Below are 14,628 nucleotides of genomic sequence, written 5' to 3'. Positions count from 1 at the left end.
TCGGCAAGTTCTTTAAGTCGCAGGCGGGCATTTCCCCCGCACAATATAGGAAGAGATTGGGAGAGACGTTACGTAATGCTCTGCTTGCTTCGTTACCCATTCCCGCCCAGCATCGCCATCACTTCCTCCGCATACTTCTTCCCCACGGGCAAGATCTTGCCCGTCTTCGACAGCGTCACTTCCGAGTGCGTGAAACGGGCGATGCGGTTGCGTGCCACCACGAAGGAGCGGTGGATGCGGACGAACTCTCCCGGAGGAAGCTGTTCCTCCATGCCACGCAGGGGAATCTTGGAGAACACCGATGAGTCGTCGGCAAGATGCACCTTGACGTAGTTGTCCACGGACTCTATGTATAATATGATGTTGATGGGAATGGTTACGTTCTTGTATTCCGATTTCAGCACGATTTGCTGCATGGCTCGCCGCGGACTGACATCATAGGTTTTCAGTTCGATCTGAACAACCGGAATACCGTTGATAAGCAGAATAACATCGTAACGATGGTAGCTGTTATCGGTATTCATCCGTAATTGATTGATTACTTCATAGTCGTTCTTACACCAATCTTTTATATTGACCAGTGTGTATTGCAATGGCGTTCCGTCCTCACGGGTAAATGTATTTCGCTCGCGTAACCTTTTCGACGATACGAAAACATCGGGATTGATAACCTCCTCCAGCAACCGATCAAATTCGGAATCGGATAATTTTACTTTGTTCAGCGTCTCGAATTTCTGCCTGAAATTTGCTTCAAGAGAGGCCCTATCGTGAATGTCATCACGATAGACATATTTTAGTTGCTCCGTCAGTTTCCGAATAAAACTTTCTTCTATCTGTTTTTCCCGATTCATAACAGTTTTAAAAGTGTGTATATTACACCTAAGTTGTTACAACTTATAGCGATTAATTCGGGTTTTTACGATTTTTAAAGTATAAGAAAGAGCAGTATCGGATTATTTTGTTTTGCTGGGTTATTTTTTATTCGATATTCAATAATCACATTCGCCACTGTTAGATGATTATACTATCTCCAGAAATAAATCTTCAAGATTGCAGATAGAATAACAGCATTCCTGCTGAAATAGATGGTTTTTCGAGCCAGGCGCTTCAGATGTGTCCGAATCGTTAAGTTATGTTGTTCGATATGATTAGTTCCGTACAATGACGTCCGATGGATTTTTGTCACAATTAGAGAGCGATAGTTTTTTAATCTATCGGTATGACCCCGTTTTGTATCGGATAGATGGAGTGTTTTGAGGACAACGTTAAGGGTGGCGTTTGTCCGTGGGCCGATATTGTAACTGACGACCTGTTTGGATTTTCTATCCAAGACATATGCTATCCAGATGTGTTCGGACTTTCTTCGTATAAAGCTCTTTATTTCATCTACTTTATAGGTGCTTTGAGTAATGACTGTCGGACGCGAGATTGTATGAACAATCTGTACAATTCTGCTAAGTAGTGTTGTGGGAGAGATATTCAGTATTCGTGCTGTACTTCGTATGCCGCTCCCTCTTTTCTGGTAGGCGTCGTAACTATATAGTGTCTGTTGTTTTCGATGACACGACTTGCATTGGTAGCGTTGCCTGCCGTTACTCTGCGTTCCGTCTTTTACGCATGTGCCTCCGCAATATTTGTTTCCATTTTTACGATCATATAGATTTAAACATTGCCCTATATTTTGTAATCGCAAAAGTATTGAGTAAATTTACACAAGTCGTTGAGTAATTTATTTATTATGTACGAACGCCCTTATATAAAGGAGATTCAAGCAAGGATCGAAGAGCCACGAAAGTTCATACAGGTAATCCTCGGGCCTCGTCAGGTGGGGAAAACCACGATGGTAAATCAATTGCTGCAGAAACTTTCGTTACCTTAATGTATATGAATCTGCGGATGCCGTGTCGGCGACTAACTCGGCATGGTTGACTCAGGTTTGGGAGACAGCTAGGCTTAGAATGAAGGCTGCAAATGTGTCGGAATATCTGCTCGTGGAAGATTGAAAATTGGAGTGAGATCGTCAAGCAGCAATGGGATAAGGATACGCGAGAAAATATCAATATTAAAGTAATTTTACTGGGATCTTCCCGATTATTGATTCAGAAAGGACTCACAGAGTCATTGGCAGGACGTTTCGAAACATTTTATCTCGGCCATTGGTCTTTTGCTGAAATGAAAGCTGCGTTCGAATGGTCGATTGAGCAATATGTTTATTTCGGGGGATATCCGGGTGCTGCCTCGCTTATTACCGACGAAGAACGTTGGAAAAACTATATGAAGGATGCTTTGATCGAAACAAGCATTTCAAAAGATATCCTGATGTTGACTCGCGTGGATAAACCGGCATTGTTAAAGAGATTGTTTGAACTCGGTTGTTTATATTCTGGCCAGATTCTTTCTTTCACTAAAATATTGGCCAGCTACAAGATGCCGGTAACACGACGACGTTGGCAAATTATCTTAAATTGCTGTCTGACTGCGGCCTCTTGGGTGGTTTGGAGAAATATGCAGGAAATGTGATTCGATAGCGATCGTCGAGTCCTAAGTTTCAGGTCTACAATAATGCACTGCTGACTTCACAAAGCGATGAAACTTTTGAGGACACAGTAGTCAATCCGAAATTATGGGGACGACTGGTTGAGTCTTCTGTGGGAGCACATTTAATGAATCACTCCATATCTGATAGATATAATCTGTATTACTGGCATGAAGGTAATTTCGAAGTAGATTTTGTTCTTGAAAAAGGAGGTAAGGTTGTTGGTTTGGAGGTGAAAAGCGGAGCTCATGCAGACAATGAGGGGATGGGTGTATTTGCTGAGAAATTTCAACCGGACAAAGTGTTGCTTGTTGGAACAGGAGGAATTCCTTACGACGAGCTTTTGAAGATAAGTCCCAAAGAGTTGTTTTAAAATTAGGTATTATTAATCTAATAAACAGGTTAATAAGGCATGAATATTAGACTTGTATAGTCTTTAGGCTCCGTAATATTTCTGCTCTAATTACTGGGATTATTTCTAATTGTATTGACAAATTTGACACAAAAACAGTCATTGTACTGACGTTTTTCAATTAAGATTTTGGCAGGTAAGAATATTTCAATTGTCAAAATTGCTACGTCATTTCTGGATGCAATTATTTGTATATTAAATATTTACAATTAATTTATTGGCTGGGTTTGCCACTATTCCGCATTAATACAGATGGAATATCCGTTGTTTTCCTATATTGCAATTTGCGCCTAACTCAATAAAACTTGATTGTTTTTGCATGTCGTAGATAATCTTATCCTCAGAAATAAATCTTTAACACCGCATAAAGCATTATCGCTTTCCGGCTGAAGCAGATCGTGCGGCGGGTCAGACGCTTGATATGTGTACGGATGGTCAGGTTATGACGTTCGATGTGGTTGGTGCCGCGGTGAGCAGTCCTGTGGATTTCCGGTGAGATGAGTGTTTTATATTGCCGGAGTTTATCCGTATAGATCAATCTGGCATTGGTCAGTTTATCGGTAACCTTACTCAGCGTTTCATTGGTACGAGGTACAACAGAGAAACAGACGACGGATTTGTCAGCGCAGTTCAGAGCATAGGCTACCCAGATATGATCTTTTTTACGGCCGACAAAGGTTTTGATTTCATCGACTTCATATTCTATATTGGCTGTTACATGCGGAGCTGTTATATTTTTGGAGATGGAGATGATTCTTCTAATGAGAGTAGTCGTTGATATTTCCAGTAACCTTGCGATGCCTCTGATCCTGACGCCCTCTTTGGTATATTCCGAGATCGTCCGGTTTAATTCCGGGATATAGGCTTGGTAAGAATAATCCGCCTGTTGTTTCCTGTGGCAGTGTTTGCATTTATAGCGTTGTTTCCCATTCTCTTGATAGCCTTTTTGATACAAGTTCCTCCGCAAAATTTGCAAGTCATTTTTTTCGTGCCCTAATCTGATACATGAAGGTTCCTATCCGGAACCCTCGGCCGGTTTTCAGCCGATTTGCGGGCGCAAAAATACAAAAGACGACCCGAAAGTCGTCTTCTTTTTATGTTTTTCTTTAAGTCATGATAATGATTTTCAGCTAGTTGCAATCCTATGCCCTAATCTGATACATTACCTGGGTGTTGGTCGTGTAACTCGCTGATAATAAGCATTATTTGCGGAGAGAGAGGGGACAGAACTTCATTTATATCTAACAAATTATCAAATATTTACACAGACCCACTTGGAACGGTGTACATGGATATTCAATAAAAAATCAGTTTTATGCATGGGTAAATCGTGTCTTTATTCTGCGTTGCCTTTTTGTTTACTCTTTATAAAAGCATCCCAATCATCCACAAGTTTTTTCCCCTTATGCAAATTGCCCTTATTATAAAAGGCTCCAATATAATATTTGTCCTGATTACCTTTTTCTTTGGTAAGAAAGAATTCGTAATCTTTCCCTGTGAATCCCTCATCTTTAACCTCTTGAATGGTTGTAATATTCCGATCCTTTAAAAAGTCTTTAGCTTCTTTACTAAGCGACAATAAGTCATCCCTCATATTTTTCAAAATGGAATATTCCTCGATCAATGGTTTGAATTTAGTTTTTCCAACATCGGAAAGGCAGTTGTAATATATCCACACCAATTCATATCTGGAAAGCGTAGCCCGTACCATACTGGTATATTTGTATTTGTCTTCTAAAAAATCAGATTGATCAATAAATTTAAGGCATGTATATAGATGACGAAAATAATGATCGAACAAAGTTGGTGCGTTGGCATCACAATAGCGAGAAAGTCCCGCTGTTGCAATGAAATCTTTGATGCCGTGAATAGTTTTATTTTCGTACTTCCATAAAGCTTTGGCAAAAAGAAATTCAAAAACCTGCCGCCCTTTGATCGCCTCCTTTGCCGAAACTTCTTCCCATGAGAACCCGTCAGTCGGAGAATAATGCTTATTACGGTCAGTTTTGTTGATTGTGAAAAGCAAGTCATTGACTATTTGTTGCTGTAAACTTAGCATATTAAACAACGTCGTTTCAAATCGTTGTAAGTCATTGGTCTTTTTCTGCATTAAACCTGACCACAAAGCTGCACCGAACGCGGCAAACGCAAATATTCCGCTTATTACACCGCCGATAAAATATAGTTTTTCTAAAGAGTCATGGTTAATATCTGCACAGAAGTAAGTTCTAATCCATAAAAATGCAAATCCTAATGTAGTTATAGATAAAGCAATAGTTATGATAATATTAATTCTATTTTTCATGTGGTAACAGAAGTTATTTAACTATTGTAAAGATACTTTTTTATCATCAATAAATCATTGCCTTTCACAATCATTGCTACATATTTGCCTGTATATCAGTCGAATGAATTTGAAAATATAGAATTAATTTCGTAACTTCGGGATACGATTTTCAGCAACGGAGTTATGAATCATGTTGAGTTATTGCCGTCGAATCGGCGGGATTGCATTGTACGGCAGGTATTTGACACGTTGGACGTATCGGAAACCACCCGCCGGGAATATGCGGTACGGATACGGCATTTTTTACGGTTTACCGATACGCACGGACTGAATCGTAACAGTTATTTGGAATATAAGCGTTATTTGCAAGGTTGCGAGACGTTCAGCGTATCGACCAAAAACAAATACCTGATTTCGGCAAAGGTATTCTTAGACGGGTTGCATCGGGCACAACTGATCCCGCAAAAGATCACCGACGGCGTAAAAGGATTTTCCCAAAACAGGCTACACAAGAAAGACGGCCTGACCGATGAAGATATAGGAAAGTTGCAGTCGTACTGTTCCGCACTGGAACCGACAAAAGCCAATCTAAGACTGAGAGCGATTATCGCTCTCTTTTTGTTTCAGGGCCTCCGGCAAATCGAGGTCGTCCGGCTGGATGTCACGGATATTAATCTTCGGGATAAAGTCGCTTTGATTCGCGGCAAAGGCCGGGACGATAAAGAACCCGTGTATTTGCATCCTTCGACGGTGAAAGTCTTACGGGAATACCTGCGGTTGTACCGTTTCCGCGAGGGCCCATTGTTCCGGAGCGACAGCAACCATTGCCGGGGCGGACGGCTCACGACGAAATCCGTCCGGGAGATTATCAAACGAACGTTCCACACCTTACAAATCGACGGAAGCGCACACGGCTTCCGTCACTATTTTATCACGAAGCTGATAAAGTCCTACAAGGGCGAGTTATTGACCGTATCGAAATACAGCCGCCATCGGAGTATTCAGATGCTCGAAGTGTATAACGACGAAGTGATCCGGCAGGAAGATTTACCGAGGTATTACAGCGTATTCAAAGATATACGGATTTGAGGAAGCCGCGATACATATACTGCCTGGAGGGTAATTGGAATACCAACCCGCGAAGCAAACAAAGTATCCGTCCGATCCTCGATATTCTCTACTACTCCGCCGGGATCAGATACGTCTACCGCAAGTGCAACACGAAAGACGAGTTCTTCGAATACCTCCGGCAATTCACCTTCAAACGGTACAAAAACTACCGGATTCTGTATATCGCGTTTCACGGCCGCCCGAACGGCATACAGATCGGGCGCGACTTCGTGACGTTATCGGAGATTGCGGACGTTTTGGAGGGGCATTTAGGCGGTCGGATCGTTCACTTCGGGAGTTGCAGCACTATGCGGACGAAACGCGCGAATATCGACGATTTTATGAACCGCACGAAAGCAAACATCCTTTCGGGCTATCGGAAACAAGTAGATTTTATTGAGTCTACGGCGTGGGAGATGATTTATATTCAACATTATGTATTTCATCGTGACATATTAAAAAGTTTTTTCTCTTGCATCGAAAAAATAGTTTGCTAAGAATCAACTTGGAAATAAGGATATTGTGTCCAATCAATATGGATACCAAGCGCCTTAATTCTATTTTTAATTTGATTGTTAGTTCTTCGGGCATTACGTCTATTATGGATTTGTCCATTATTATGGATGGCTGATACAATCTTTGTCAATTGATTTTCATTGAACTTATCGATGTTAGGCGCAATAAATCTATCATATCTTGTGTCAGCACTGTCAAAATTACTACTTCTACTGAATATCTCAATTACGAAATCAAGAGCCTCAATTTCGCTGTATTCGGTTATTATACATTCATACAAATAAGCTATATTGCATGCGGATAAATACCAATCATTTTGTATGATAGCGTCGAGATGAGTTCTTAAAGTTTTTTGCAGAAAAAATGCGATACATTGTGCGTTGTCATTTGCATTAATCGATTCTTCTATTCGCACTTTACAATCATCAGAAAGGGACGCATATGTCTTAGGATAATTGTTAAAAAATTTTGCAAGGTTCTCTAAACAATCTTTAATTGTCAACTTAATATTACTATAGTATTCTTGGTCATTTTTCATTCTGGCGGTAAAATTTGTATAGTGTCTTCTGAGTATGATGCTTAATACTTTAAGATTGATCTCCCTATTTTCATTACATTTTTCATTATCAAGAATAAAGACTAATTTCCATAAGGATTTAAAAAAAGAATACTCAATATCTAACCGTATACGATTAAGATATTTGGATAAAATATACTGCTCAATTTTAGTGTCATCAATGATAATAGATTTAATCTCAGCAAGATCCTCAATGAAAGTATCGAAAATTTTTCTCGTCATTAAGGCTGGCTTGGTTAGTACTCCCTCTAACATATTGATTATATGAGCTTGTACTGTCTCTTTATTTGGTCTAAACAAGTCCATCGATTCTTTAAGGACTGGATGTGCAGATAAATTTCTGTGGTGTTGTAATGCTTGAAGATTAGTATATTCTACAATATCTAATAGTTGTGTATTTGCATGTGTTTTGTCAATTAATATCCGTTCCCATTCAGAAGATCTGGGGTTTTCTGCTTGAATTTTTTTTATTTCACTAATTATTTTACTTGCAACACTATCCGTATATCGTTCTATTAGTTCATTAAGTTTATAAACAATATCACATATGACTACCGAATATAACATTACGGTAGCAGAACGATAATTACCAACATAATATGACTGTATAACTTCATCAAAATATTCTCTTGTTTTTGCAGAATAAATTTGTTCCGATAATTCATCTATAGACCTATTTCGCATATTTGTAAATATAAAATTGAAAATAAACGACATAAATAAATTCCGCCTATCTATATTATTTGAAAGATAGGATGCTGTTAGTCGTTTGCTTTAGCGTTTTTGTTATTTTTAACCTCCAATCGAATTCAATTTACTTTACAAATATACTCTATTAAAATTTTATTTGTATTTGTTATATCAACGTTCGATAATTGTAATTACAGAACATTGGAATTTCAAACAAAAAACGGAGGCCGAAAAGCCTCCGTTCGTGTGGGTATCCGATTCGGACTATTCCACTAAAACAATGCTTTGGACTTGTACGTTCTCGGACAGTTTTTTGAAACTTCCGGCCTTCCAGTCGTAAACGCCGATCGAATAGGTTTTGGTTTCCCAATCTTCCTCGCTGAGACCGTACATGCGTTCGGTCGCCGCGTCGTAATTCCAGCCGAACCAACTGTCGGCAATGTCGCCGCCGATTTTATTCCCTAACGTCATAGCAGTCGGATCGACGGTATAAAGATCGGTTACGGCGCTTTCGTTTGCCGTTCCGTAATTCACGATACGCTCGTATACGGCGCAAATGTCGTTGCCTTTTCGGAACAGGTAATTGACGTTATCCGTAGCCAACCGCTCGCCGAGTACCGCTTTCTGCGTTGCCATATCAAACGCCAACAGGTGAAAATCTTCATTCTCTCCGTCGTAAATACGGGGAGTAGTCAGCAGTCGGTCGCTTTGCGGATCGTATACCAACGTTCCGTAATCGCTCCAACCTATATCCTGTGTGGTCGTAGGTAGGAATTTTCCGAACGTTACCTTGTCGATCGCTCCGGTCTGCGGGTCGATTTCCGACAGCGAAATTTCGGTGTCGGCGGCAACGGCGGATGTGCCGACGCAAAGCGCGTAAAGTTTATCTTTCGTAACGCCGAGAATTTCAATATCGGGAATCGTTTCCGTCAACACCTCGTAGGTTTTCGTCTCGGGATCGAAACGACAAACCGCCCCGGCTCCCCACGCTTCCTCACGGGCGATACCGAAGATCATGCCGCTGCCGGGGATCGTCACCGCGCCGCTGAGGTATTCCCCATCCTGAAGCGCCGCGATTTCGGTCAACGCGCCGTTCTCCGCGTCGATTCGATAAACTACGGTATGATTGTCTTTGATCCCAAAACCGTACAGGATAGCCGTTTGCGGTTCTGGCCCAGGAGTCGGTTCTTCGGCCTCGATGGAGATTTTACCCAGCGTCATTTCGGAGGCGCCTCGTTTGAGAATCACCGAATTTTCTCCGGCGGGCAGTCCCTCGGGCACTTCAAACGTCAGTTCGGTTGCCGTCACTTTGATAATCGTAGCGCGGATGTCCGTCGTCGGGGCGGTCGCTTTGGTCGGCACCCGGAACAGGATCGCATCGGACGCGGTGAATCCGTTGCCCGTAATCGTGACGGTTTCGCCCGAAGCGAACGAAGTGCCCGCGGCGGGAAGCGTTACATTCGTTACCAGCGGGTCGCCGCCCTCGTTCCCGCCGTCGTCCTTACTGCAACCTACCAGCGCCACGGCGCCGATAAGCATCGCTAAAAATAGTTTTTTCATAGATTTTTAAGTTTAAATAAGGTTTATTGCAGTTGTTTCAATAGAGGTTTCAGGATGCGGTTTTTGAAATCTTCCCCGCAACGGGCGATCTTGTCGTCCGTCAATTGATCGTCGGGCGTTATCTGAAATTCGATATAGCCGTCTTCCGTATAAATCACCCAATCGCCCGCGGATTCGGTTTTGATCTTTTCGATCCATTCGTCGGTCAGGTATTGCGCGGAATCCGTTTCGCCCAATCCGAAATAGACCTCATTCTGGGTTTCATCGACGGTATAGCCGAACTGCACAGAAAACGATACGCCGTTTCGAACGTTTTTCCCGAAAGGGATGCAATAATACAATTCCAACACTGTGGTCAGATCGCGCAATGCTCCTTTTTTGTATTGTGTGAAACGATCTGTAAAAATGTATTTGCTCTGAAATTCTCTACCATTTTCAAAATCGAATTTCAGTCTTTTATGTTTGTCGAAAAACTCCGTCAGGTATTCTTCGATACGGTCGTACTGCGGATTCAGAATTTCCGACAGCGTGTCGATGGTCGTTGCGATGGCATCCAGCACGACGGGCATATTGGCCAGACATTTGGTTTCGAGCGGTGTGATCTTATTCATAGGATTGTAGTTTTAAAATGTTTTTGCGGTAAAATCGTTTCAGGGAGGATAGCATCCGGCCCTGCTGCGAATCGGGAGTTTCCCAGTCGGGAGACAGAAGCCGGAAAAGCGTTGCCAAATAATTCTCGATTATCGGATCGGTCGGCGAGGCGATCAGGGAATTGAATACATGCGAATAGTCGGCATAGCGCCAGCAATCGCCGCAGTAGGCGCTGTTGTCGCTGTGGCTCAACAGGATAAAGAGCGTCCGGTCGTAATCGTCCGGCATCGTCTTTTCGACATACCGGCGGTAATTATCTAACTGGGTATGCCGCTTGATCGTTGCGACCTCCGAATAGATTTTGTTTTCGATGACGATCTGCCAGCCGTTCCCGCGAATCAGCAAGTCGATCCGCTTGTCATGGAAAGCATCTTTGTTCCATCTACGGCAGACATGCTCCGTTTCGACCTCGTAGCGGTCGCGGGCAATGTTCGCAAGGAATCGTTCGCGGTCGGGAATATCCGGCAGCGATCCGATAAAACGGGCCAGTCGCGTACGGCCTTCGGGCGTGCATGCCCATGCGTGTTCCAGTAATTTGGAGTGATAGGTTTCGTGGCAGGCTTTCCCGATCACGTCCAGTATTCCGGCGTTGTTCAGGTACGGATGTTTTTCGACAAACCCGGCGATGCGGGTTTTGTAGAACTCGTCCCGGTGGGCTTCATAGAGCGGAACCAGTTCGTCGATAAAGGCGTTGAACGCCCGGAGCCGTCGATGGCGCTCGGCCTGTTCGGTTCGTTTGCGTTGTTCTTGCAGCCGGATCGTATCGTCGATCCATCGGCTGAATGTTTCGTGTACAGGCATAAAAAACGTGGACTAAACTGATTATTTGCTGTTGGGGTCCTAGGAAAACCTTGTTGACAAATAAATGAGTAAAGCCCACGTCATTGGACGTGAGCGTTTACGCCTTACTCTTGTCAACTGTGAAATTTCCTAGGTTTCAACAGCAAGAATAAAAGCTAACGCTTTTAAATATGTATTGTAAATGATCTTCGGTTTATTTCATCCGGTAACGGTTTGATTACGCCCTAAAGATATAAAAACTTTTCGATCCGATCATTACGGCCCAATAACGGTAACTTATATATCCGGATTTTCCGGGCCGGGGGCTGATAAGTAACGACTACCCGTACACACCCTAACACCCGATCCTATTTAAGGGTACCCCCTCGGCAGGTGTGTGGATTATGCCTTGTTGCGGGAACGCGCAAGATGTTGCTGGGATTTGCATCAGCCAATTTTTCACGGTGGCTCTTTCCACGTCCGTAATCCCTTTGCCTTCACGAATTACACCCGAATCACCCTTACATAGCTGGGTGTTTCACGCATATTTACACAACCGTCCGAAAAATCCTCTTTTTCTCCGGTTTGCACGTCTAAAGTATTTTTACAAATACGACGATCCGCCTGTAAAATCGAGGTTTCCGACGGAATATTTTTGCAAACTGTTTTCAGGTATTTTCTCGGTACCGAAAGAATAGTAAAATATATCCGGATATTACGCAGTGCCGGAATTTATAAGGCCTGGCGGCTGTTTTTCCGGCGAATCCGGTTTATTTCTTCCAAACGGGAAAATTCTATATCGTGGAGCCATGTCCGAATCTGGTCGGACAAATGTACCTTAACCTCACGCGGTATTTTGCGTATCGGATACCACTTGTATCCTCCGGCAGCCGGTTTCTTCCCGGCGCAACACAGATAGATACTTGCTTCGGGAATGCCCGTATCCGATGCCGCCATTGCGATATTGCGGAACATTCTTGCGGATTGGCTTTGCACGCGGGTACGGATTCCCCGGAGTGCGGGGACGGCAATAACATAATCACGCAGGACGGATTTATCTTTCAATTGGCGGACACTTCTGCGGTAACGTTCCCTGTCGGTACGGTGGCACTCCCTCAACGTGGCCCAACGTAAATTTTCCGCGCGGTTATCGTACGGGATTTGGTTGATGTGATAAACGTAATTGCATTTTCTCTTTCTCGGCAGGAATGTTTCGGCTACGATCCGGCATACTTTACGATACGAGGGTTTACCCCATTGATCGTACAGGCATACATGGGTATGGTTATTCGGATTGATAAGCCGTATGCCGCTGCGAAGACTTCTGATCTTTCCCATGTTCGATACCTGATACAGACTTTCGTATCCGTGTATATCTCTCCATTGTTCCATATCAATAGATTTAATAATCATCAATTCCCCACTATTGGAGTAGGGAATTTTTACATGGTCGATGAAATTTAGGATTCGATTGGAGGGTAAAACCGACAGTTTCGATCTAACGCATGGAGCATTTCCAATTTAAATTCGCGTTCCAATGCTCCTTCTTTGAGAGGTGCGACTTTTTTCTTCAGGATATTCCCGCGCCGTGCTTCTTTACGATATTCTTTCTCTCCCCGGTATTTTTTCAAATAAGCCAGGTAGCGTCGATAATCGCTCGACATGACAAAGATATAATATTTTACTTCATCCGGTGTCAGCGTTTCGAAACTTGCTGTAAGATCATTGCAATAAATAGCGTCTAACATACTCCGGAGCAGCTCTCTGAATCGCAGGAAATGCAAGCAGCTTAAAAGATTTTTTCCGGTTACGTTGGTCATGCCGATTGCTTTCAGGTATTTTCGGGATAGGGCTAATTCATAACGAAGGATATTTTCCGGTACGGTCTCTTTCCTGTGCTTGTCCCGGTAAATCGCATCGAATGTTTTGTCATAGAATTTAATCTCATATTCCACGAATTTGCATCTCTTGCCACGTAAGGCGCTTTTTTTTGCCAAAGGTGTCATATCTATAAACGGACGGCTTTTATATGAATGCAACATATCGAGGTATTCCGTGGGCGCTTCCTTCATTCGGGCATTTACGCCGATTTCCATTTTGGTGACGTGAAAACGGGACAAATGGATATCGACCATTTCGGACAGTTCGATTAATACGGTTTTCATTTCTGCATATGTGAAATCTCCGTAATTATTCCCCTTGCAGAATTTATGCAATGATCCTTCAATAGTCAAGAGTTTATATACCGCGAAATACTTAAAACGGATATTACGATAAGTGGTACTTTTAATTGCCACTCGTTCTTTTCCATGCAAGCCTGCATCATCAAAGCCAAGTTTGTCCTCTATGGTTATGAAGTGCTCAAGGGAAACGCCTTTTATTTCGAACTTTATCCGGTCGATCATGGTTATTTTCTGTTGCGATTAATCATATCCATAATATCGGCAAGGGTATATAAGTAGGTACCTTGTACTTTCGAGGCTTTGAGTTCTCCGCTGATTCGCAGGGATTGTAATTTCCCTTCGGAGATATTCAACAACTCTTTGACCTCCCGTCCGGTTAAAAAAGGTTTCGGATGACCCATGCTTTCTAACTTACGCTCTAGGCGTAATACGATTTCGGCTAATTGCTCGATGTCATGTTTAGTTACTAATTCGTTTGTATTCATGTTGCATCTGTCTTTAAAAAGTTTTTTATTAATTTAGACAGGGCAAAACTGAGAGAAAAAAACAATCCGTCCAAAAGATGGAAAATACCAACTTGCTAGGTGTGTAAATGACAGATAATCAATATAAATATTTAATGTTTATCCCCAACTATATTATATATCGGTGATTTGACAAAAATGCGGGAAGAAATGATAAATAATGAAATTTGAGATTCTTTTGATGCTGATTTACAGTTATATACAAAATTATTATCACCTATATTAATATTTTATGGTGATTTGCTGTATTGTAACATGCTGTTAATCAATGGTATTTTGCTCTAAAAAATCGAAGCTGTAATGGAAGAAAAAAAGACGGATAACCTAAAAAAAGATGAAGAAAAGGCAGAAATGCCCACTTGTCCCGTCTGTAAACGGAAAAAGAAGAAAGGGAAAGTCGTACGTAACGGTCACACGGATGATCCTGCTCGTCGGCAAAAATACAAATGTCAAGTTTGTGGAAAATCGTTTGTGCCGGCAGAGGCAATCCCGACGGAAAAGTTGATGGCCCGACAAATATTGTTGTTGAAATTATTGGGCTGGACGGATGGTAAAATTATGAAACGCTTAAATGTTTCAAGAGGTAAGATCACGGAAACGATAGACCGATATACACATAATCCCGAATGTTTTCGCTCATTAATGAAAACAAGGAACGAAACACTTCCGCGTCGGGATGGGGCAAAGGCATTCCGGGTCTCCTGTGAACCCCTAGAACTGAAAATATCTCCGATCATGCGTGTAAAAAAGAAAAAGCAGAATACTTAAATTATATTCTGTTTTTCCTTGCGTATGTATCCCT

The 14,628-nt window shown here is 42.3% G+C and carries 16 protein-coding genes and 1 pseudogene; 5 read left to right on the top strand and 12 right to left on the bottom strand.

Annotation, left to right across the window (positions count from 1 at the left end):
* Positions 1-92 precede the first annotated feature (92 nt).
* From GFH31_RS12970 to GFH31_RS04405, 3 genes and pseudogenes are all read right to left on the bottom strand, one after another.
* Positions 93-404: a LytR/AlgR family response regulator transcription factor gene (locus GFH31_RS12970; protein WP_306345986.1), complete on the bottom strand. Its 312-nt coding sequence runs from the start codon at positions 402-404 to the stop codon at positions 93-95.
* Positions 381-851: pseudogene (locus tag GFH31_RS12965) on the bottom strand (type I restriction endonuclease); the annotation flags it as partial. The gene GFH31_RS12970 and the pseudogene GFH31_RS12965, both read right to left, overlap by 24 nt.
* A 173-nt stretch (positions 852-1,024) precedes the next feature.
* Positions 1,025-1,693, bottom strand: a complete 669-nt coding sequence (locus tag GFH31_RS04405) for an IS1 family transposase (RefSeq protein ID WP_153498143.1) — start codon at positions 1,691-1,693, stop codon at positions 1,025-1,027.
* Between the two features lie 278 nt (positions 1,694-1,971).
* Between GFH31_RS04405 and GFH31_RS12960 the strand changes: the two genes are divergently transcribed.
* Both GFH31_RS12960 and GFH31_RS12955 read left to right on the top strand, forming a co-directional pair.
* On the top strand, positions 1,972-2,520 hold the full coding sequence (locus GFH31_RS12960; protein ID WP_306345975.1) for an AAA family ATPase: 549 nt from the start codon (positions 1,972-1,974) through the stop codon (positions 2,518-2,520).
* Positions 2,521-2,567: 47 nt separating this feature from the next.
* The gene (locus GFH31_RS12955) at positions 2,568-2,909 is read left to right on the top strand and encodes a DUF4143 domain-containing protein (RefSeq protein WP_317162422.1); all 342 of its coding nucleotides are present in this window, start codon (positions 2,568-2,570) and stop codon (positions 2,907-2,909) included.
* Between the two features lie 379 nt (positions 2,910-3,288).
* Here the strand turns inward: GFH31_RS12955 and GFH31_RS04395 are convergent, their stop codons facing one another.
* Both GFH31_RS04395 and GFH31_RS04390 read right to left on the bottom strand, forming a co-directional pair.
* On the bottom strand, positions 3,289-3,903 hold the full coding sequence (locus GFH31_RS04395) for an IS1 family transposase (protein ID WP_216645970.1): 615 nt from the start codon (positions 3,901-3,903) through the stop codon (positions 3,289-3,291).
* 381 nt (positions 3,904-4,284) lie between these two features.
* Positions 4,285-5,253 (bottom strand): putative phage abortive infection protein, encoded by a 969-nt coding sequence (locus GFH31_RS04390; protein WP_153498144.1) that lies wholly within the window; start codon positions 5,251-5,253, stop codon positions 4,285-4,287.
* A gap of 327 nt (positions 5,254-5,580) precedes the next feature.
* Between GFH31_RS04390 and GFH31_RS04385 the strand changes: the two genes are divergently transcribed.
* Together GFH31_RS04385 and GFH31_RS13025 are read left to right on the top strand one after the other, a co-directional pair.
* Positions 5,581-6,324 (top strand): tyrosine-type recombinase/integrase, encoded by a 744-nt coding sequence (locus GFH31_RS04385; protein ID WP_228385800.1) that lies wholly within the window; start codon positions 5,581-5,583, stop codon positions 6,322-6,324.
* Positions 6,321-6,842 carry a DUF6642 family protein gene (locus GFH31_RS13025; protein ID WP_367643851.1) on the top strand — a complete coding sequence of 174 codons (522 nt, stop codon included), beginning with the start codon at positions 6,321-6,323 and terminating at the stop codon, positions 6,840-6,842. The genes GFH31_RS04385 and GFH31_RS13025 overlap by 4 nt, the downstream gene beginning before the upstream one ends.
* On the opposite strand, the gene GFH31_RS04380 is transcribed toward GFH31_RS13025, so the two are convergent.
* From GFH31_RS04380 to GFH31_RS04350, 7 genes are all read right to left on the bottom strand, one after another.
* Positions 6,839-8,122 (bottom strand): hypothetical protein, encoded by a 1,284-nt coding sequence (locus tag GFH31_RS04380; RefSeq protein ID WP_153498146.1) that lies wholly within the window; start codon positions 8,120-8,122, stop codon positions 6,839-6,841. The genes GFH31_RS13025 and GFH31_RS04380 overlap by 4 nt on opposite strands.
* A gap of 270 nt (positions 8,123-8,392) precedes the next feature.
* Complete coding sequence (locus tag GFH31_RS04375) at positions 8,393-9,688, bottom strand: IPT/TIG domain-containing protein (protein WP_153498147.1); 1,296 nt, start codon at positions 9,686-9,688, stop codon at positions 8,393-8,395.
* Between the two features lie 23 nt (positions 9,689-9,711).
* On the bottom strand, positions 9,712-10,299 hold the full coding sequence (locus tag GFH31_RS04370; protein WP_153498148.1) for a hypothetical protein: 588 nt from the start codon (positions 10,297-10,299) through the stop codon (positions 9,712-9,714).
* Entirely contained in the window at positions 10,292-11,140 is an 849-nt protein-coding gene (locus GFH31_RS04365; protein ID WP_153498149.1) for a PD-(D/E)XK nuclease family protein, read from the bottom strand. The genes GFH31_RS04370 and GFH31_RS04365 overlap by 8 nt, the downstream gene beginning before the upstream one ends.
* A gap of 711 nt (positions 11,141-11,851) precedes the next feature.
* The gene (locus GFH31_RS04360; protein WP_172970780.1) at positions 11,852-12,511 is read right to left on the bottom strand and encodes an NUMOD4 domain-containing protein; all 660 of its coding nucleotides are present in this window, start codon (positions 12,509-12,511) and stop codon (positions 11,852-11,854) included.
* A 68-nt stretch (positions 12,512-12,579) separates the two neighbouring features.
* Positions 12,580-13,524 (bottom strand): hypothetical protein, encoded by a 945-nt coding sequence (locus tag GFH31_RS04355; RefSeq protein ID WP_153498151.1) that lies wholly within the window; start codon positions 13,522-13,524, stop codon positions 12,580-12,582.
* Positions 13,525-13,526: 2 nt separating this feature from the next.
* The gene (locus tag GFH31_RS04350; RefSeq protein WP_153498152.1) at positions 13,527-13,787 is read right to left on the bottom strand and encodes a helix-turn-helix domain-containing protein; all 261 of its coding nucleotides are present in this window, start codon (positions 13,785-13,787) and stop codon (positions 13,527-13,529) included.
* A 339-nt stretch (positions 13,788-14,126) separates the two neighbouring features.
* Between GFH31_RS04350 and GFH31_RS04345 the strand changes: the two genes are divergently transcribed.
* Positions 14,127-14,594, top strand: coding sequence for a hypothetical protein (locus tag GFH31_RS04345; RefSeq protein WP_153498153.1), 468 nt, complete (start codon positions 14,127-14,129; stop codon positions 14,592-14,594).
* Positions 14,595-14,628: the final 34 nt, after the last annotated feature.

Source organism: Alistipes sp. dk3624, from assembly GCF_009557455.1.
Lineage (GTDB): Bacteria > Bacteroidota > Bacteroidia > Bacteroidales > Rikenellaceae > Alistipes_A > Alistipes_A hominis.
The sequence above is the reverse complement of the archived record's forward strand: the minus strand, read 5'-3'. Positions and strand labels throughout refer to the sequence as shown.